At 39.2% G+C, this 19,153-nt stretch carries 18 protein-coding genes; all 18 read left to right on the top strand.

Going from position 1 to position 19,153, the window contains the following annotated elements:
• The first annotated feature begins 3 nt into the window (after positions 1–3).
• Entirely contained in the window at positions 4–1,221 is a 1,218-nt protein-coding gene (locus CH376_RS11200; protein WP_100788083.1) for a Gfo/Idh/MocA family oxidoreductase, read from the top strand.
• A 127-nt stretch (positions 1,222–1,348) separates the two neighbouring features.
• Complete coding sequence (gene rfbF / locus CH376_RS11195) at positions 1,349–2,125, top strand: glucose-1-phosphate cytidylyltransferase (protein ID WP_100788100.1); 777 nt, start codon at positions 1,349–1,351, stop codon at positions 2,123–2,125.
• On the top strand, positions 2,113–3,177 hold the full coding sequence (gene rfbG, locus CH376_RS11190; RefSeq protein WP_100788082.1) for a CDP-glucose 4,6-dehydratase: 1,065 nt from the start codon (positions 2,113–2,115) through the stop codon (positions 3,175–3,177). The genes rfbF and rfbG overlap by 13 nt, the downstream gene beginning before the upstream one ends.
• A complete protein-coding gene (locus tag CH376_RS11185; protein WP_100788081.1) occupies positions 3,170–3,619 on the top strand; it encodes a dTDP-4-dehydrorhamnose 3,5-epimerase family protein in 450 nt (149 codons plus the stop codon). Before rfbG ends, CH376_RS11185 begins: the two co-directional genes overlap by 8 nt.
• A gap of 11 nt (positions 3,620–3,630) precedes the next feature.
• Positions 3,631–4,566: an NAD-dependent epimerase/dehydratase family protein gene (locus CH376_RS11180; protein ID WP_100788080.1), complete on the top strand. Its 936-nt coding sequence runs from the start codon at positions 3,631–3,633 to the stop codon at positions 4,564–4,566.
• The gene (locus tag CH376_RS11175) at positions 4,563–5,456 is read left to right on the top strand and encodes a glycosyltransferase (RefSeq protein ID WP_100788079.1); all 894 of its coding nucleotides are present in this window, start codon (positions 4,563–4,565) and stop codon (positions 5,454–5,456) included. The genes CH376_RS11180 and CH376_RS11175 overlap by 4 nt, the downstream gene beginning before the upstream one ends.
• Entirely contained in the window at positions 5,453–6,604 is a 1,152-nt protein-coding gene (locus tag CH376_RS11170; protein ID WP_100788078.1) for a glycosyltransferase family 4 protein, read from the top strand. The genes CH376_RS11175 and CH376_RS11170 overlap by 4 nt, the downstream gene beginning before the upstream one ends.
• 144 nt (positions 6,605–6,748) lie before the next feature.
• The gene (locus CH376_RS11165) at positions 6,749–7,672 is read left to right on the top strand and encodes a dTDP-4-dehydrorhamnose reductase family protein (RefSeq protein WP_100788077.1); all 924 of its coding nucleotides are present in this window, start codon (positions 6,749–6,751) and stop codon (positions 7,670–7,672) included.
• Complete coding sequence (locus CH376_RS11160) at positions 7,665–8,675, top strand: polysaccharide biosynthesis protein (protein ID WP_100788076.1); 1,011 nt, start codon at positions 7,665–7,667, stop codon at positions 8,673–8,675. The genes CH376_RS11165 and CH376_RS11160 overlap by 8 nt, the downstream gene beginning before the upstream one ends.
• Complete coding sequence (gene wecB / locus CH376_RS11155) at positions 8,668–9,795, top strand: non-hydrolyzing UDP-N-acetylglucosamine 2-epimerase (RefSeq protein WP_100788075.1); 1,128 nt, start codon at positions 8,668–8,670, stop codon at positions 9,793–9,795. The genes CH376_RS11160 and wecB overlap by 8 nt, the downstream gene beginning before the upstream one ends.
• A gap of 8 nt (positions 9,796–9,803) precedes the next feature.
• Positions 9,804–10,997, top strand: a complete 1,194-nt coding sequence (locus CH376_RS11150; RefSeq protein WP_100788074.1) for a glycosyltransferase family 4 protein — start codon at positions 9,804–9,806, stop codon at positions 10,995–10,997.
• Between the two features lie 41 nt (positions 10,998–11,038).
• Positions 11,039–12,316: an exopolysaccharide biosynthesis polyprenyl glycosylphosphotransferase gene (locus CH376_RS11145; RefSeq protein ID WP_100788073.1), complete on the top strand. Its 1,278-nt coding sequence runs from the start codon at positions 11,039–11,041 to the stop codon at positions 12,314–12,316.
• 41 nt (positions 12,317–12,357) lie between these two features.
• Entirely contained in the window at positions 12,358–13,668 is a 1,311-nt protein-coding gene (locus CH376_RS11140; RefSeq protein WP_100788072.1) for an O-antigen polymerase, read from the top strand.
• Between the two features lie 160 nt (positions 13,669–13,828).
• Positions 13,829–15,160 carry a flippase gene (locus CH376_RS11135; protein WP_100788099.1) on the top strand — a complete coding sequence of 444 codons (1,332 nt, stop codon included), beginning with the start codon at positions 13,829–13,831 and terminating at the stop codon, positions 15,158–15,160.
• A gap of 38 nt (positions 15,161–15,198) precedes the next feature.
• Complete coding sequence (locus tag CH376_RS11130; protein ID WP_243394653.1) at positions 15,199–16,344, top strand: glycosyltransferase family 4 protein; 1,146 nt, start codon at positions 15,199–15,201, stop codon at positions 16,342–16,344.
• A complete protein-coding gene (locus CH376_RS11125; RefSeq protein ID WP_243394652.1) occupies positions 16,341–17,285 on the top strand; it encodes a glycosyl transferase in 945 nt (314 codons plus the stop codon). The genes CH376_RS11130 and CH376_RS11125 overlap by 4 nt, the downstream gene beginning before the upstream one ends.
• The gene (locus tag CH376_RS11120) at positions 17,272–18,138 is read left to right on the top strand and encodes a class I SAM-dependent methyltransferase (protein ID WP_100784064.1); all 867 of its coding nucleotides are present in this window, start codon (positions 17,272–17,274) and stop codon (positions 18,136–18,138) included. The genes CH376_RS11125 and CH376_RS11120 overlap by 14 nt, the downstream gene beginning before the upstream one ends.
• Before the next feature lie 29 nt (positions 18,139–18,167).
• Positions 18,168–19,121, top strand: coding sequence for a glycosyltransferase family 2 protein (locus CH376_RS11115; RefSeq protein ID WP_243394651.1), 954 nt, complete (start codon positions 18,168–18,170; stop codon positions 19,119–19,121).
• Positions 19,122–19,153 lie beyond the last annotated feature (32 nt).

The following is a 19,153-nucleotide window of genomic DNA, read 5'->3' as shown; positions in this document are numbered from 1 at the left end:
CTTATGGGAAACGTAAGTTATACCGATGTGGGCGCCCACGCTGGATCTTCCTACTTTCCTAGAAAAGTTTCTTTGATTGGAGGAGGAAGGTGGGCTCGCATCATAGCGGAAGTTCTCATTACTCAGGTTTCCCCTTCAGTCGAACTGACGATCCATTCGATACACAACGCGAAAGAGTTATCCGCTTGGGTTTCGAAATTTGATTCAGAAAAAAGGATAAAAGTAGAATCAGTCTGGCCTGAACTAACAAATGAGAGTTGTTCAGCGGTTATTATTGCGAATGCGGCTCGTGACCACGCAAAAGCAATTGAATTTGCGTTATCTTCCGAAATTCCGGTCCTGGTTGAAAAGCCTTTGACCCTTTCCAGTGAATCTTCTCGGAGATTAATTGATCTAGCTCGAATTCAAGGAACGCGCTTCGCGGCCTCTCATGTTTTTTTATATGCTAGGTATATTGAAAATTTTGCAAAGTTGGTAACAAAGGAAGGAGAATTATTGTCTTTGCAGTTTGATTGGATAGATCCTAAATCGGAGATTCGATATGGGGAGTTCAAAAAATATGATTCTCTTTTACCAATCTATGCGGATATCTTACCGCATATAATTTCGATTTTCGATTACTTGCTCCCAAATTTAGAACAAAGTTGTAAGAGTTTAGTTTTTTCACGAGGAGGAGCGAGATTGGAACTTGAAATCATCGTTGGAAACGTTCCATGTAAGATTTATTTAGAAAGAAACGGAGCTTCTCGCACTCGAAGTATTGAGGTAAAAACTACTAAGCAAGTTTTTAAGTTGGATTTTTCACAGGAGCCGGGATTCATTTCGACCGAGTCTCAAATAATTCCAGGAGATTTTAATTGGGAGGTCGGTAAAAGACCTATTGCGTCTATGTTGACTGCATTCCTCAATTGGGCTGCAGGCGGTCAATATGATAATCGTCTTAGTGTGGAATTAGGTCTTAAAAGTAATCAAATGATAGATCAAGTATCGGAATTTTACGATATTGCGATGCTGGACTGGTTGAAATCTATTCTCGTCAATCCAACTTATTCGATCGAAGATGACGTTTTATACGCATTCGCTGAAATTCTAAATATTGATAAGGCAAATTCTTCCGAGATGGAAATTAAAAGAAAATTGGATCAGATCAGAGAAAGTTTATTAAATACCGCTGATGTATCCCTTTCCCAATTGTTGGGTAAGATAAAAACACGACAATAAGTGCGTATCATAGTAGCAATAAAATATTAATCAGAAATTAAATTAGAAAGTTAACAGTAAGAATCAGGGAAAGAAATTTTCTTAAAAGATATCTTTGGTATTTTCTTTTTTAATGATAGGAGTATGTTTGAAAGTAGTAATTCTTGCAGGCGGATTTGGGACTCGTATTAGAGACGTTGCGGACGATATTCCGAAACCGATGATTCCGATTGGACCATATCCGATATTGTGGCATATAATGAAAATTTACTCCAATTTTGGACATAAGGATTTTCTAATATGTTTAGGTTATAAGGGTCAGATTATCAAAGATTTTTTCCTAAACTATGAGGCCTATACGCGCGATTTTACGATCACCTTCGGCGAAAGCGGGGGAATTAGTTATCACAGTAGGCACGATGAATTGGATTGGAAAGTGACGCTGATTGATACAGGATTGAATTCTATGACGGGTGCTAGAATCGCAAAAATGAAAAATTACGTCGGGAATGAGGACTTTTTATTAACCTATGGTGACGGAGTCAGCGACGTTAATATCAATGAATCCATCGAATACCATAAAAATCACGGTAAGGTGTTAACGGTGACCGGAGTTCGTCCGCCCGGAAGATTTGGAGAAATGGTTAGCCGGAATAACGGCCAGGTAACCGAGTTTAACGAAAAGCCACAAGCTACCGCGGGCAGAATTTCGGGCGGCTTTTTCGTCGCAAATCACGGAATATTTGATTATCTAAATGACGATTCCACTTTAGTATTTGAACAAGAGCCGATGAGAAAGTTGGTTTCCGAAGGTCAGTTAATGATGTATGAGCATGACGGCTTTTGGCAGCCTATGGATACAAGCCGCGAATTCGAATTATTGAATAAACTTTATAACCAAGGTAAGGCGCCATGGATTCGTTGATTCGTTTTTTTAAGGGTAAACGCGTTTTAATTACCGGTCATACCGGTTTTAAGGGGTCTTGGCTGACGTTTATTCTGACTCAAGCGGGAGCAAATGTCGCCGGTTACGCACTACCGCCTATAACGAAAGTCAGTCATTTCGATTTACTCGAATTAAAAAAAGGGATTCTTCATACCGAAGGGGATATTCGCGATTTTAATAAACTGAACGATCTTGTTCAATCGTTCAAACCGGAAATCGTATTTCACTTGGCCGCACAAGCGTTAGTGAGAGAATCGTATGCCGATCCGAGAACAACTTTTGAAACGAATGTGATGGGATCGGTAAATTTACTCCATGCGGTTGAGCTTTCCGATTCTATTAAGACTCTTGTATATATCACTTCGGATAAATGTTATGAAAACGTCGAATGGGTATGGGGATACCGTGAAACGGATCAGCTCGGAGGTCACGATCCATATAGTGCCTCAAAGGCGAGCGCTGAATTGGTATTTTCTTCCTATCTGAGGTCCTTTTTTCAGAAAAAGAACGATTTCGGGGCGGCCTCCGCGCGCGCAGGAAACGTAATCGGTGGCGGTGATTGGTCGGCCGATAGAATCATTCCGGATTGTATAAGAGCAATCACGACAAACGGAAAGATAATATTACGAAATCCGAATGCGACTCGACCTTGGCAACATGTGTTGGAGCCCCTTTCCGGCTATCTTACTCTCGCAAAATGTTTATCGGAAAATCCTAAAAAGTTCAGCACAACTTGGAATTTTGGTCCTTCCACTCAGAAGGTTCGTACCGTTTACGAAGTTACGAAATCCATAATCGATTCCTTAGGGAAAGGAGAAATTATCGTGGACCAATCGCAAGACAAAGTACACGAGGCGCATCTTTTGCAGCTTAACTGCGATAAGGCGCATCAATACCTAAATTGGTATCCAAGATGGAACGTTGATCAAACGCTTGAAGCAACCGCGTCATGGTATAAACATTATATTGACGGCGGCAACGTTTTGGAAAAAACTAAGGAGCAAGTTGAAAGGTATTTTGGCAATGATTGAAGGCGTAATCGTAACACCATTGAAGCAGTTCTTCGACGAACGAGGTAAGGTAATGCACATGCTTCGATCTGATTCCCCCGTTTTCTCGGCTTTTGGCGAAATATACTTTTCTTCTACGAATCCTGGGGCAATCAAAGCCTGGCACTTACACAATCGGATGACCTTGAATTACGCCGTTATTTTCGGAGAAATTAAGTTTGTGTTATACGACGACCGCCCCAACAGTTCTACGAAAGGAAATATCATGGAATTTTTTCTTTCGCCAGAGAACTACTGTTTAGTAACAGTGCCCCCTCTTATATGGAATGGTTTCAAAGGGATTGGAACTAAAAGCGCCATAGTAGCCAATTGCGCTTCGCTTCCGCACGACCCGGATGAAATAATCCGGAAACCGGCAAATGATAAGAGTATTCCCTACGATTGGAATATTCAGCACAAGTAAGATATTCAAAAATGAATATTTTAATTACAGGTGCGTTCGGATATTTAGGCGGACGACTAGTCGATCACTTTAGACGAAATTCACCCGATGCCATATTACGATTGGGCACGACGAAAGCAAAACGGGGGAATCGGGAAAAATGTGAAATTTTTCACATCGAATGGGAAAAGGAAAATACGCTTGATTATGCCTGCAATGGGATCGATTTGATAATCCATACTGCAGGGATGAACGCTCAAGATTGTTCTTCGGATCCTGCCGGCGCTTTTGCAGCGAATGCAGTGAATACGGGCAATCTACTAAAATCCGCAACTCGAAAAAAAGTCGGAAAATTTGTATATATTTCAACGGCGCATGTATATTCAAATAACTTAATGGATCTTATCTCCGAATCCACTCCGGTAACGAATACTCATCCCTATGCCTCGAGCCATAAAGCCGGAGAAGATTTGGCGATGTATTATGATTCCCTAAATAAACTTGAGAGTGTTGTTTTTAGACTTTCGAACTCCTACGGACCACCCGTCGATGAAAATGCCCATTGTTGGAATCTTCTTATACCCGATTTGTGCAGACAGGCCGTTATAGACAATAAGATTGTTTTAAGAACGAACGGCTTGCAAAGGCGAAATTTTATCTCGCTTAAGGACGCTTGCGGTGCCGTCGAATTTGTCTCTAAAAACGATATTCGTGGTGTTTATAATTTAGGCGGAATCTGGAATCCTACAGTTTGGGAAGTTGCCCAATTGATTCAAAGTCGATGTGAACTTTTGTTGGAGAAACGTCCCGAACTTTTAAGAATGGATCCCGATCCGTCGGAGAAGCCTCGTAGTTTAACATACGACATTTCCAAACTTTCTAGTTTGGGCTATACGCCGACGGAAGACAAAGTGATCGAAATTGATAACCTAATTCGATTCTGCAAAGAAAAATTTCCCAAATCATGAATTCGGATCTAATATCGGTCGTTATTCCGACGTACAATCGTGCGGCGGATTTGGAAAGAGCGATCACTTCTGTGATCGACCAGACCTATTCAAACTGGGAGATTATCGTAGTTGATAACTCGTCGACAGATAACACTAGCCAAATTCTGCGTTCCTTCCAAAATCCGAAAATCAAGGTTTACGAAATAAACAATGAGGGAATAATCGCTCGTTCCAGAAACTTGGGCTTAAAAAAGGCTAAAGGAGAATACATAGCTTTCTTAGATTCGGACGATTGGTGGCGGAGATTAAAGCTGGAGCTTTCTATCGAAAGTCTAAAAAAAGGCGCGGATGTAGTTTACCATGATCTATACGTTGTTAAACGTCAAAATCAAAGATTCCGTCTAAAAAAAGCCAGAACGAGGAATTTAACTAAACCAGTCTTCGATGATCTCTTAAAGAACGGCAATGGAATCGTCAATTCGAGTGCCGTCTTTCGAAGATCCATACTTCAAGAGGTCGGATTGTTAAACGAAGGGAAAGAGTTCATAGCTTGGGAGGATTACGATTTTTGGTTGAGAATCGCCGAAAGGAAGAAAATATTCAAAAAAATCGAACGCACGTTAGGCTATTATTGGCTTGGCGGCGGGAACGTCTCCAATGAAAATAGAACTTTGGCAATCTTGGACTCATTTTTAAAACATTATGGAAAATATTTGAAAGATAAAAATTTGCCGTGGTGGGTTCGATACACTCGCGGAAAAATATACTTTCACCGCAAAGACTACATAAGCTCGGCAAGAGAATTTTCCAATCTACATCCCGATAAGTACGAGATCCGGTTGAAATCTTTTCTTTTTGTGCTTCTTTCTAAGTTATTCGATAAGCGAGTTCGCGGTTTAAGAAAATGATCATAGGAATCGACGCTTCTAATATAAAAGGAGGCGGGGGAGTCACCCATCTTAAGGAGCTTTTAGAAAATGCAAATCCCGCAAAATACGGATTTACAAAAGTAATCCTCTGGTCTGTAACAAAAACTCTTTCGCAAATCGAAGATCGTCCTTGGCTTACGAAGGCAAATTGCTCCGAGCTTTCCGGTAATCGAATTTTACGCTGGTATTGGCAAAAGTTTAAACTATCGGAATTGGCAAGGGAGCAGAAGTGCGATCTTCTTTTTGTACCCGGCGGTTCATTTTCGGGAAACTTTAGACCGTTTGTTACGATGAGTCAGAATCTTCTTCCTTTTGAATGGGGAGAATTGCGCAGATACGGGTTTTCAATATTTACGTTGAGGTTGATTCTTTTATATCTTTTTCAAGGCGCCACTTTTCGCAAAGCACAAGGGATTATTTTTCTTACAAAATATGCAGAGAATAGAATATTAAATAAATTAAATATAGAGAATAGAAACGTCGTTATTATTCCGCACGGAATCAATGAAAAATTCTTTCATAAGCCTAAGATTCAATCTGAATTTATGGACAGACGCAATGATAATCCGATCGAGTTACTTTATGTTTCCTTTATCGGCGCTTATAAACATCAATGGAACGTCGTTGAAGCCGTAGCAAAATTGAATAAGCAAGGAATCCGGATTCATTTAAGCTTAGTCGGCGCTCTAAGCGAAAAATCGTCCGCTCGGAAATTACGATTGAAAATGAATGAATTTAAACCTTTGGATGGGATCGTTTCATTATATACCGATGTTTCATATGAAAAAATTTCGCGGTTTTATCAAAATGCGGATCTTTTTTTGTTCGCTTCCACTTGTGAGAATTTACCAAACATTCTTATCGAGGCTATGGCGAGCGGACTTCCGATTGTGTCTTCAAATTTCGGACCGATGCCGGAGGTTCTGGAAGACGCAGGTCTTTATTTTAATCCTCTTTCCGTGGAAGATATCATGAATCAATTGAAAGCCTTAATTTCTTCAAAAAGTTTAAGGGTCGAGCTTGCAGCGAAAGCGTTCAAAAAGGCTAAGTTTTATTCTTGGGTGACGAATGCGGAAACGACGTTTTCTTTTTTCCAAAAGGTAGTTATAGATTTTAGCAAGAATTAAATAGAGCCGTGTAAACGAGCGTTGATTGATTCAATGAATGAAGAATGAAAGTCGGAAATTTAACTTCGGCTATTCTTGTTTTAATGAAAGAATTACAATTTTATTTTTCATTCGCTCAAATTATTATGAAATGTATGTTCCCCAATGCAAAAAGAAATAAAGATAAATAAAGTGAATCCCCCCTTTAAAATATTGGTATTAGGCGTTTCGGGTATGTTAGGGAGCGCGGTTTATAAAGTTCTTTCTGATAATTCTTCCTTTTACGTAGTTGGAAGCAATCGAAGTAACGAGAATTTGCGTTTTTTTTCAAAGGTCGAGAAGGAGCGAATCATTTCCGGCTTCGACGTTCTAAATAACGACGATCTCATGGAATTGTTTTTAAAAGTGAAACCGGATTTAGTAATCAATTGTGTCGGAATCATTAAACAACAGAGATCGGCTAAAGAACCGTTAGTCGTTTTACCTATAAATTCGTTACTCCCGCATAGGCTGGCAAATTTATGTAAACTGATCGGTTCTAGACTGATTTTAGTCAGTACGGATTGTGTCTTTAACGGAAAAAAAGGGAATTATACTGAGCACGATATTCCTGATGCCGAAGATCTGTACGGAAAGTCGAAGGAGATTGGCGAGGTCTTAAACGAGGATCATGTTCTTACGATTCGAACTTCCATTATCGGGCATGAACTTAATTCGAATTATTCTTTAGTAAATTGGTTTTTATCGCAGCAGGCTCGGGTAAAGGGATTTAAAAAGGCGATTTTTTCAGGGTTACCTACCTGCGAAATTGCCTCAATAATTCAAAACAATATTATTCCGAACGTAAAGCTTAGCGGGCTTTACCACGTTTCAGCGGAGCCAATTTCAAAATTCGATCTGCTTAGCCTGATCTCTGAAATTTACGACAAAAAAACTAATATTGATCCAAGTGAAGAAGTCATAATCAATCGTTCCTTGGATTCTACTAAATTTCGAAACGCGACTTCTTATTCACCGAAGGCATGGCCTGAACTGATTCTTACCATGAAAAAATACAAAGAAAAATATTTGGATAGTAGCAATGTTTGATAATAAAGTTTTGATGATCACTGGAGGAACGGGCTCCTTCGGGAATACCGTGTTAAAACGGTTTTTAGGAACCAATGTTCGGGAAATTCGCATTTTTAGCCGCGACGAGAAAAAACAAGAGGATATGAGGATTTTATTATCCAATGATAAAGTAAAATTCTATATTGGCGATGTTCGAGATTATGAAAGCGTCTCTCAAGCAACAATCGGAGTAGATTATATTTTTCATGCTGCTGCTCTAAAACAGGTGCCATCTTGCGAATTTTATCCGATGGAGGCAATTAAGACTAACGTTATAGGTACAGAAAATGTGCTTTCCGCCGCGATTGCCAATCAGGTAAAAAAAGTTGTCCTATTGAGTACGGACAAAGCTGTTTATCCGATTAATGCAATGGGAATTTCTAAAGCGATGGCGGAAAAACTTTTAGTCGCCAGGTCGAGAACCGTAAAGGAAGGTGGGACCATTCTTTGTGCAACTCGTTATGGAAACGTGATGGCATCCAGAGGGTCCGTAATTCCTCTTTTTGTCGAGCAAATTAAGAAGGGAATATCCCTCACCGTCACAGATCCGAATATGACAAGGTTTTTGATGTCGCTTGAGGATTCCGTGGACTTGGTGCTCCACGCTTTTAATTACGGAGAGCAGGGGGATATTTTCATTCAAAAGTCGCCGGCATCCACCGTAGAAGATTTAGCGAAAGCATTATTAGAGATATTTAATAAACAAAATTCAATTGCGGTAATTGGTACGAGGCACGGGGAGAAACTTTATGAATCCCTAGTTTCCAGAGAGGAAATCGCTAAGGCCGAGGATATGGGAAGGTATTTTCGTATTCCCGCCGACAATCGGGATTTGAATTATAATAAATATTTTATCGAAGGCGAACGCAAAGTTTCCGAATTTGACGATTATACTTCGCATAATACGAAAAGATTAAATGTTCTCGAAATCAAAGAATTACTACTGAAGTTGGACTATATCCAAGAGAGTCTGAATGCTTAAAGTAATGACCATCGTTGGTACTCGTCCTGAGTTGATCAAGATGAGTCGAGTGATCGCGGAACTCGATCGAAATTTTCAACACGTTTTAGTTCATTCCGGTCAGAATTATGATTATGAATTGAATCAGGTTTTTTTTGAGGATTTGGAAATACGTAAACCTGATTATTTCCTCAATGTAGCGGGTGAATCCGCTACTGCCACGATCGCTCAGGTTCTTATTAAGGCTGACGAGGTTTTCGAATTAGAAAAGCCCGATGCTCTCTTGTTGTATGGTGATACAAACACTTGTCTTTCGGTTATTTCTGCAAAAAGAAGAAAAATTCCAGTGTTTCATATGGAAGCAGGAAATCGCTGTTTCGATCAAAGGGTTCCGGAAGAATTAAACCGTAAAGTGGTCGATCATTTGAGCGATATCAATTTAGTCCTTACGGAACACGCGCGACGTTATTTATTGGCGGAAGGAATTCGTCCTGAAACTATCATCAAAACCGGCTCGCACATGGACGAGGTATTAAGTTACTATCGGGGTAAAATAGATCGTTCCACCATTCTTAAAGATTTAAAATTAGAAAGTCAGAAATATTTTATCGTAAGTTCGCATAGAGAAGAAAACGTCGATACGGCCGAAAATTTGCAAAATCTATTAGAATCTTTGAATGCGATCTGCGAGGAATATAAATTACCTGTTATCGTATCTACTCATCCTAGAACTAGGAAAAGATTGGAAAGCGTTAAGAATCTACAGATGAATCCATTGATAACTTTCTTAAAACCTTTTGGTTTTTTAGATTACGTTCGTTTACAAATGTCCGCCCTTTGTATTCTTTCTGATAGCGGAACTATAACGGAAGAGGCTTCCTTGCTTGATCTTCCCGCAATCACAATTCGTAACGCTCACGAGCGTCCGGAAGGGATGGACGTGGGAACTCTCATTATGAGCGGTCTTTTAAAGGATAGAATCCTGGATTCGATTAGGATCGTAATAAACCAACGGAAAACCGAAGGCGGTAAAAAACGCCCCGTCGAAGATTATCAGGTCGGTCCGGTTTCAAAAAAAATAGTTAGCATCGTTCAGAGTTATACTGATTACGTCAATCGAACCGTTTGGCGCAAAAGTTAAATTTCCTTATGAAAATCTGTATCGTCGTGGATGATTATCTTCCGGAAAGCACTAAAGTGGCTGCGAAGATGATGCATGAACTTGCTATTGGTTTTCAGAAGAAGGGTCATGAAGTTACGGTTATCACGCCTGGACCCGGTCTTAGCCGAGCGTTTAAAAAAAGAATTATAGACGATATTCGAGTTTATTCATTTCCATCCGGAAGGATCAAAAACGTATCTAAGATCAAAAGAGCAATTAACGAAACTCTCCTATCGTATCGTGCCTGGAAATATTTGCGTCAAGAATTTAGAGCGAATAAAAACGATTTGATCCTTTACTATTCTCCAAGCATTTTTTGGGGTCCGCTGATTAAAAAATTAAAACGTTTATGGGTTGCTCCGAGTTATTTAATCTTAAGAGATTTGTTTCCTCAGTGGGCGATTGACAGCGGAATCTTGGGAAGAAATTCTATTATCACTAAATTCTTCCGATACTATGAAAAAATCAATTATGAAGCGGCAGATAAGATAGGCCTTCAATCTCCCAAAAATAAAGAATGGTTCGAAAAGGAATTTCCACAATATAGGCAGACTCGGATTTTATTTAATTGGGCGGAGAATACTCCGGTAAAATTAGGAGTAACTTCTTACAGAGAGAAATTAGCCCTCAAAGATAAAATCGTTTTTTTTTACGGCGGGAATATCGGACATGCACAAGATATGCGGAATATTTTAAGATTGGCTAACAATCTCAAGGAATTCCCGGTTGCACATTTCGTTTTAATCGGCGCAGGGGATGAAGTGGATCTTGTCAGAGAAACTATAAAAACGGATTCTCTATTCAACTTAACTCTAATGGAGCCTGTGTCGCAGAGTGAGTTTAGAATTCTTTTGGCTGAGTTTGACGTCGGTCTTTTCTGTCTCAATCGAGAACACAAAACACATAACTTTCCCGGCAAGGTCTTGGGTTATATGATTCAGTCGATTCCGATTTTAGGTTGTGTTAATCCTGGAAACGATTTGAAAGAGATAATTGAAAACGCTAACGCAGGTTTTGTTAGTATAGCAGGGGACGAAGCGGATTTTAAAGATAACGCGATCAAACTTTTGGATTCAAAAGCTCGATTAACCATGGGTCGAAATGCAAAAAGATTGATGGACGAGAAATTTTCCTTAAATGCAGCAATCAATCAAATTGAGAATTCTTTTGAGTTTAAATAATATATCATATATTTATAATAAACTATACCGTTATAGAAATCATGAATTACGAACGTCGACATTCTAAAATTTACGAACAATTTTTTCTCAGTCTATCCTTCCAGTTTTTTATCGGATGGTTACTGTTGATTTTTGGCATATATATCACCTTGGGAATTGTCGTGGGGTGGAGTAAAGAAATTCTTTTTTACGAGAATAATTTCAATACTACTATTGCTACGATATTTTCATTTTCTTTTTCCGTTATTTCTCTACGTAAAATTTTTAAATTTCCCGTTGCACAGTCTTCCGCATATATTCTTCCTATCGTTACTTTTGCATATGCGCTGATTATTACGTTTTTTTTCTTTAACCGAAAGTCCTATAGTAGCCAGGTTTTTACGGCCGCATATCTGATCACTTTGGCATGGTGCTTTTCCGGATATTTCGTAGGGCATCGTTATCGAATTCTGAAAATTGCTTACATTCCGCTTGGTTCCGCTAGAACGATGGAGAATACGCACGGCGCAGAATTCTTTCCGTTAGACGAACCTTCGTTAAAGAATCAGCAATATGACGCAGTGGTTGCGGATTTGACCTCGGACGAACTTACGGCGGATTATGAACGCTTTTTGGCGAAATGTACACTTTCCGGGATTCCCGTATATCATACGAAACAAATCAAAGAAGCTCTTACTGGAAGGGTTAAGATTCGTCATCTTTCTGAAAATGATTTCGGCTCTCTTCTTCCTTCTCAGTTTTACGGATTTTTGAAAAGAACTATCGATCTATTTGCCTGTTTGATTTTAATTCCTATAACTCTTCCTTTTCTGGCGATAACTGCATTGATCATCAAACTTGAAAGTTCCGGACCTGCGATCTTTCGCCAGAAAAGAATGGGATATAGAGGTAAAATTTTTACTATGTATAAATTCAGAAGTATGTATTCGGACGTCCGAGGAGAAAAATTTACGGAAGGTCCTTTTGATCCTAGAATCACAAGATTTGGAAAATTCATCAGGAAATATCGGATCGATGAGTTGCCGCAACTTTTTAACGTATTCTTGGGCTCTATGAGTTTTATTGGTCCGAGACCGGAATCCTACGAGCTTTCTCAGTGGTATGAAAAGGAAGTTCCGTTCTTTTCATACCGTCATATCGTGCGCCCGGGAATTACCGGATGGGCGCAGGTGGAACAAGGGTATGCAGCGGAGGTAGAGGGGATGAACGTCAAACTGGAATACGATTTTTATTATATTAAGAATTTTTCATTTTGGTTGGATATGCTCATTACATTTAAGACGATCAAAACGATCGTCACCGGCTTTGGATCCCGTTGAGTTTGGAATTTAGAAGAATTAGAGGAAGCAGTTAAAGGTCTATGTCTTTAGCAATTATTGCATTCGGAATTTTAAATATAGTTTTTTCTTATGTTTTTCTCAAAAAGACGAGTTGGATTTTAATACTGATTCAGCTTTACTGGTTTTTCTGGATGTTTATTTCCTCCTTGTCTTTAACCGGGCTCTTTATACCTTCCGATTTTACTTATTTTCTTTATATAACGCTTTTGTCCTCCGTTACGATCGGCGCCGGTATTTATAAATTTTATTCAATCTTGAAAAAGGACGAATTGGAAAAATCTAAAAATCAAACGAACTCTTTATTGAGAATTTCTGATGAAGCAAAGGAGTTTTATTTTTTTGTTTTTATTTTACTTTTCGTTTTACCGGTCGTTTTATTTTTCTTTCTAAAATCCCTTTATATCAATTTTTCACCCGGCGCGATGCCGCCTTCTATGTTTCGAGCGCATGCTTTCGGAATCTACGGCGATTCTATTTTATTCGGGAAGAACAAATACCTATATTACTATTCTTTGGCGATAAATCCCTTCATCTTGGCTACTCTTTTTTTGGGGGCGGGTTTTTATCTGAAATTAAATCGTAAACGATTGCTTATACTGGGTTCGGCCTTGGTTGCGATGGACACTTTGATGATGCTTGGAAGATTCGGATTTTATTATATTTTAGTAACTCTCTTGCTTATCCTGATTGTGAAGTTTATAAAGGATCGGGAGAATTTTCGGAAATTTTTTACGATTCCGGGCTTATTTGCGGTGTTATGCGGACTTGTTCTGATTTTTTCAATCGGTATGTTACGAGGCCCGCGAAAAATGGCGGGTATGAAGGAATTTGTTAGTATGTATGTGATCGATTATCATACGGAATCTTTCGTTATGTTCGATCATGAATTGAAGAATAAGGATTCGCTCTTACACGAGCGAACCTATGGTAGAACTTCGCTAGGCGGTTTGGAAAGAGGTTTTTCATTTCTTTTAGCTTTATTTAGAATTCCTTTTTATTTTCAAATTCAGAGCGATTTAGTAGGAGACTATCTTCATAAGAATCGCTTGTTAGGTTATACGCCGGAAGGTCAACCGAAAGAATACAACGCCTTTGGTTCAGTCTTGTTCAGTTTGTACAAGGACGGTGGAATTCTATTTACGATAATCTTTGGAGCATTGTTCGGATTCTTCGTCTCTAAATTTTCAGAGTCAATTTTTGATTTAAACCCGTTTCGACTTTCCATTTTGGCTTCTTTGCTTTTTATAGGAATTTTTGGAATATTTCAACCGGTTTTGAGCGGACCCATCCTTTTAACTATTTTATTTTTAGCCCTCTTTCCCTTTCTTTAGGGAGATCCAATTAAAAACGAGGTGCTTCGAGGGCAATTTAGCATAGTGTAATTTCCTTTAGAAGCAATTCGTAGATTGAAGAATATTCGGAAAACTGAATCTATCATCGTAAACTTATACGCGTTTTCGCTTTGAAAATTCTACAAAAAAATTGTCCTCCATCTTAAACAAAGTCTACGATCGTCATCCCAATCTTAAAAAGATTCTCCACAACGGAGGATGGCTTTTTTTCGATAAAATTTTCCGAATGGGAATGGGGATGTTTCTTGGGGTCTGGATCGCCCGTTATCTTGGTCCGGACACTTACGGAAAACTCAACTATGTTGTCGCCTACATTGCGTTAGTCGGAAGTTTCACAAGCCTCGGTTTAGACGGAATCGCGGTAAGGGAATTAATCAAGGATAAGACCTATAAAGAAGAGATTCTTTCGACTTCATTTCTTTTGCAATTTATTGCGGGTCTTTTGGCCTACGCTTTGAGTTTAGGTCTTATTCTTTTTTTGAGGCCGGGTGAAGCCGACGTTTTTTGGATGGTTTGTCTGGTTGGATTTACTCTTAGTTTAAGAGCGATCGGAGTTGTAAAATACTGGTACGAAGCTCAGGTTTTGTCAAAATATTTTGTCTGGCTTGAAAACGGACTTTTTATCGTATTTTCTTGCGTAAGAATTTTTCTAATTATAGAAGGTTATTCCGTCTTCGCGTTCGTGTGGATCGGGTTGTTCGAGTCCGTTATCAATCTGATCGGATATTATTTTATTTATAAGTTTCATGAAGGCGGATTTTCCGTTGCTCACGCGAACTGGAAGAGAGCGGTTGAACTTTTGCGCGATAGTTGGATGCTTCTTTTATCCGGTCTTGCTATTGTCATTTATATGAGAATCGATCAAATTATGATCGGTCAGATGTTAGGCGACGAAGCGGTAGGAGTTTATACAGCGGCAGTAAAAATCAGCGAGGTCTGGTATTTTATACCGATCGCAATCGCGTCCTCACTTTTTCCTTCTATATTAAGAGCGAAAGAATTTAGCCAGGACTTATATTTGAATCGGCTGAAACTTCTTCATTCGATGATGCTTTTGATCGCGCTAGTGATCGCGATCCCTATGACGTTCTTATCCGATCCGATCATCCAATTTTTATTTGGTCCGCGTTTTTCTGAAGCAGGTGTGATATTGGCGATTCACATTTGGGCTGGAACGTTTGTGTTTCTCGGTGTCGCGAGCAGTCGATATTATCTCACTGAAAATTTGCAAAAGGTGGAGCTTTACAAAAGTATTTCAGGATGTTTGTCGAATATTGTTTTGAACTTTATCCTGATTCCGATTTACGGAGTAAAAGGAGCGGCGATAGCCACCGTTATTTCTCAGTTCTTCGCAAGTACGCTGTTTAATCTTTTTTTAAAAAGAACGAGGGAGATATTTTTTATTCAGGTTGGATCCGTTAATTTTTTAACACTGCTGCGCCAATTGAATCGGCTTCGTCGATCTATTTAGTTTCTATGAGAGTTCTCTACGATCATCAAATTTTTTCCATGCAGAAATTCGGAGGGATTTCGCGCTATTTTTATGAAATTCTAACCCGACTTCAGAAAAGTAAAATTATAGAGGTCGATCATTCCGTGATTTATTCTTCTAACGAATATCTGGTCGATGATAAGGATTTTAGAGTAGAGCAACCTTATACATATCAAAGTTGGTTCCCTAAGTTAAAGTTTAAAGGAAAATATAGAATTTTTAGACTGATACAACGTGCGGGCTTTCTTCCCGATCCGGAAGCGCGGATGAAAAAAGAAATTATCGGTAAGATAAAGAATTCAAACTTTGATATTTTTCATCCAACTTATTATTCCCCGTATTTCTTGGGAACTCTTCAAGAATCGGGCAAGCCGTTTGTTTTGACAGTTCATGATTTAATATATGAGCTTCATCCTGAATATTTTTACGATGCAAAAGAAGTGATTCATAATAAGAAAATATTGATCAATGAAGCCGCGGCGATTATTGTTATCTCAGAAAACACTAAAAAGGATCTTCAAAAATTTTATAATATCAAAGAATCGAAAATCAAAGTCATTTACCACGGTTCTTCTATGATTTTGAAATTTGCAAGACAAGAATCTATCTTTGCGGAATCAAAACCAGAATATCTTCTTTTTACGGGAAATCGTTCCCATTATAAAAACTTTTCCTTTTTTCTAAAGAGTATTCGATTCTTATTCCAAGAATTTCCGAAACTTTCGCTTTACTGTGTGGGCGGCGGGAGTTTTCAGCAGGATGAAATTGCTCTTATTGAAGAGTTAAATTTACAAGAGAAGGTAAAACAATTCCAAATTGCAAACGACGAAGAATTAGCCGAATATTATAGGAACGCTTTGCTCTTCGTGTTTCCGTCCAGGTACGAAGGATTTGGAATTCCGCTCTTGGAAGCATTCAGTTGCAAGACTCCTGTCGCCTGCAGCGATACCTCCAGTTTTCCTGAGGTTGCGGGTGACGCGGCTTTTTATTTCAACCCGGATTCGGAAGAGTCGATTCGTAACTGCATCAGAGGTGCGATTGTGGATCCGGAAAAAAGGAAAGAAAAGATTCAGAAAGGAAATTTGCAGATTCAAAAATTCTCTTGGGACAAGGCGGCTTCGGAAACTTTGGAATTTTACCGGAGTGTTCTTCAGGATAAATGAATATAACAATGAAATCCCCCGTTCTTTTGATCGCATTCAACCGACCTGATTTTACGTCCATCGTTTTCGAAACAATCAGACAGTATAAACCGAGTAAATTTTATCTCGCTGTCAACGCTCCTCGCGCAGATAGGGAAGGAGAGGCGCAAAAATGCTCCGAGGTCCGTAAAATTGTGGAGAAAATCGATTGGGACTGTGAAGTTCATACCCTTTTTCGCGACGAACATTTACAACTTAAAATTTCGGTCAGCTCTGCCATAACTTGGTTTTTTGAGAACGAAGAGATGGGGATAATATTGGAAGACGACATCGTCCCGGATCCGAGTTTTTATATTTACTGCGAGCATTTATTAGAATATTATAAAAATGACATACGCGTAGGAATGATCAGCGGAGATAATTTCGGTTTCGGGCATCGCAGGAATCGGAATAGCTACTATTATTCGCTGTATTCCCATATTTGGGGATGGGCCTCTTGGAGAAGGGCTTGGAAAGGCTACGACGTTTATATGAAAGATTACGCGGATTTTTTTTCGGGACATTGGTTGGAAGATCTGTTTCCGGATCAGAAGGAATTTAGATTTTGGAAGGAGAATTTCGACGAGGTCGCTTTTAAAGGATTTGAAACTTGGGATTTTCAATGGGTTTATCACAATTTCAAAAACGGTCGCCTTAACATCATGCCTTCTGTCAACCTTGTAAAAAATATCGGATTCGGAGAAGGTGCGGCGCATACGGTTCATCCGAGTCCCTATGCGAATATGAAAACTGAACCTTTATCTTTTCCGTTAGATCATCCTAAATTCTTCGTTCGCGATCTTATAAGCGACGCCTATTCTAAAAAGACGTTTATTGGATCAGAACGACTGCCGTGGAAAAATCGATTCAGTCCGATACGCATACTGAATCGATTGAGGAGCTATCTGTTTGGAATCAAATAAGGATCAAATCGAATGTAGACTCTGCGGTTCCCCGGCGCAGCTCGAGTTTAAGACAAAAGTACTGAACCAGTATCCTATTTCTTATTATAAATGTAAGAGTTGCGATCTACTGCAATCCGAAACTCCATTTTGGTTGGACGAGGCGTACAATAAGGCGATTTCCATCTTAGATACCGGGATATTTTTAAGAAACAATGATAACGTAAAAAGGCTAACGTTATTGTTAACCGAAGCGCAGTTTCAATTGGCAAAAGGCGATTTACCGTTTTGGAAATTCCTAGTTGGAAACTCGATTCCATACCAAGGTAAGATACTCGATTACGGAGGAGGGCATGGAATTCTCGTTCGTCTCATGCGCGATGTGGGATTTGATTGTTTTTGGTATGATAAATACGCTAAGAACGATTTTTCCGAAGGATTTGGTTTTGATCCGAAGACTGAATACGACGTCGTGCTTGCGTTCGAACTGTTCGAACACTTCGACAAACCTAAGGAAAATATATTAGAAATTTTAGAAATTCAAAAACCGAAGTTATTGATTTTTTCCACTCTCTTATACGGAGAAAAAACCCCCGATATGAATTGGTGGTATTATTCCTTTGAAGCGGGACAACATATATCCTTTTACAATCTGAAAACTCTATCGAAATTAGAAGAGATTTCGGGATATTCCGTATGTTCCCTGTCTCAGGATTTCCACTTAATGATTAGAAAGGATTTAAAACTTGATCATCAAAGATTAAGAAGAAGCCTGCGAAATTTGGAAAAACGTTTTTCTTCCGTAAAGAAACTATATCATACGAGAACATTCGAAGATCATGTTATGCTTAAGAAGCAGACTTCTGAAAGTTAAGATCCGATTCCAGCAAAGACGTTACCAAATTGAAAAAGAAGCCCGTAAAATACGAAAAGAAGACCATTGACGTCGTGATTCCGTCTTTCAATGAAGAAGGAAATGTCGCGGTCCTTTATCAACGATTGAAGGACGTGATCCCTGCCGACTACGACTACAGAATTATTTTTGTCGACGACGGAAGTTCGGACGGAACCTTGAAGGAAATTCGAAAGCTCGCAGAAAAAAATTCGAATGTTGGATTTATTTCCTTCTCAAAGAATTTCGGTCATCAGATCGCCTTAAAGGCGGGTTTGGATCATTCGGATGCGGATTGTGTCATTTCTTTGGATGCCGATCTTCAGCATCCTCCGGAGCTAATTCCGATTCTTATTCGAAAATGGGAAGAAGGGAACGATATCGTCTATACGAAAAGAATGGATAACGAGAACGTCGGTCTTTTTAAAAAGATTACAGCGAAGATTTTCTACTCGCTATTGAACGCACTTTCAGGATTGAACATCGATCAAGGGGCAGCGGATTTCCGCTTGCTCGATAGAAAGGTTGTGAACGTATTAAAGACCTTCGAGGAAAGAAATCTTTTCATTCGCGGAATGGTAACCGGAATCGGTTTTCAAAAAAGTTTTATCGAATATCAGCCTGAAAGAAGAGTTTGGGGAAAAAGCAAATACAGTCTGAAACGTATGTTTTTATTCGCTTTGGACGGAATCACTTCTTTCAGCGTAAAACCTCTGCATCTCGCGACAATCGCCGGAGTTATTTTTTCCTTTTTTTCCGGAATATACGCAATTTATGCAATTGTAATATTCTTTACTTCGGACAAGGTCGTATCCGGTTGGACTTCCGTTTTGGTGAGCGTTCTGTTTATGGGCGGAGTTCAACTTATAGTTCTCGGGATCTTAGGCGAATACATAGGCAAAATGTTCCTTCAAACAAAAAACCGTCCGAACTATATCGTCAAAGACGCTAATATTTCTTCTTAACGGAACTAATCAATGAATTCAATTGTTTTTTC

The sequence above is a fragment of the Leptospira adleri genome (assembly GCF_002811985.1).
GTDB classification, from domain to species: domain Bacteria; phylum Spirochaetota; class Leptospiria; order Leptospirales; family Leptospiraceae; genus Leptospira; species Leptospira adleri.
The sequence above is the reverse complement of the archived record's forward strand: the minus strand, read 5'-3'. Positions and strand labels throughout refer to the sequence as shown.

What these genes read in the sequence shown, in the direction of transcription:
- rfbG (WP_100788082.1), top strand. Translation starts at nt 2,113, where the DNA reads ATGGATTCGTTGATTCGTTTTTTTAAGGGTAAACGCGTTTTAATTACC.
- CH376_RS11200 (WP_100788083.1), top strand. Translation starts at nt 4, where the DNA reads ATGGGAAACGTAAGTTATACCGATGTGGGCGCCCACGCTGGATCTTCC.
- CH376_RS11145 (WP_100788073.1), top strand. Translation starts at nt 11,039, where the DNA reads ATGAATTACGAACGTCGACATTCTAAAATTTACGAACAATTTTTTCTC.
- CH376_RS11160 (WP_100788076.1), top strand. Translation starts at nt 7,665, where the DNA reads ATGTTTGATAATAAAGTTTTGATGATCACTGGAGGAACGGGCTCCTTC.
- CH376_RS11180 (WP_100788080.1), top strand. Translation starts at nt 3,631, where the DNA reads ATGAATATTTTAATTACAGGTGCGTTCGGATATTTAGGCGGACGACTA.
- CH376_RS11150 (WP_100788074.1), top strand. Translation starts at nt 9,804, where the DNA reads ATGAAAATCTGTATCGTCGTGGATGATTATCTTCCGGAAAGCACTAAA.
- wecB (WP_100788075.1), top strand. Translation starts at nt 8,668, where the DNA reads ATGCTTAAAGTAATGACCATCGTTGGTACTCGTCCTGAGTTGATCAAG.
- CH376_RS11175 (WP_100788079.1), top strand. Translation starts at nt 4,563, where the DNA reads ATGAATTCGGATCTAATATCGGTCGTTATTCCGACGTACAATCGTGCG.
- CH376_RS11185 (WP_100788081.1), top strand. Translation starts at nt 3,170, where the DNA reads ATGATTGAAGGCGTAATCGTAACACCATTGAAGCAGTTCTTCGACGAA.
- CH376_RS11140 (WP_100788072.1), top strand. Translation starts at nt 12,358, where the DNA reads ATGTCTTTAGCAATTATTGCATTCGGAATTTTAAATATAGTTTTTTCT.
- CH376_RS11125 (WP_243394652.1), top strand. Translation starts at nt 16,341, where the DNA reads ATGAATATAACAATGAAATCCCCCGTTCTTTTGATCGCATTCAACCGA.
- CH376_RS11170 (WP_100788078.1), top strand. Translation starts at nt 5,453, where the DNA reads ATGATCATAGGAATCGACGCTTCTAATATAAAAGGAGGCGGGGGAGTC.
- CH376_RS11130 (WP_243394653.1), top strand. Translation starts at nt 15,199, where the DNA reads ATGCAGAAATTCGGAGGGATTTCGCGCTATTTTTATGAAATTCTAACC.
- CH376_RS11165 (WP_100788077.1), top strand. Translation starts at nt 6,749, where the DNA reads ATGCAAAAAGAAATAAAGATAAATAAAGTGAATCCCCCCTTTAAAATA.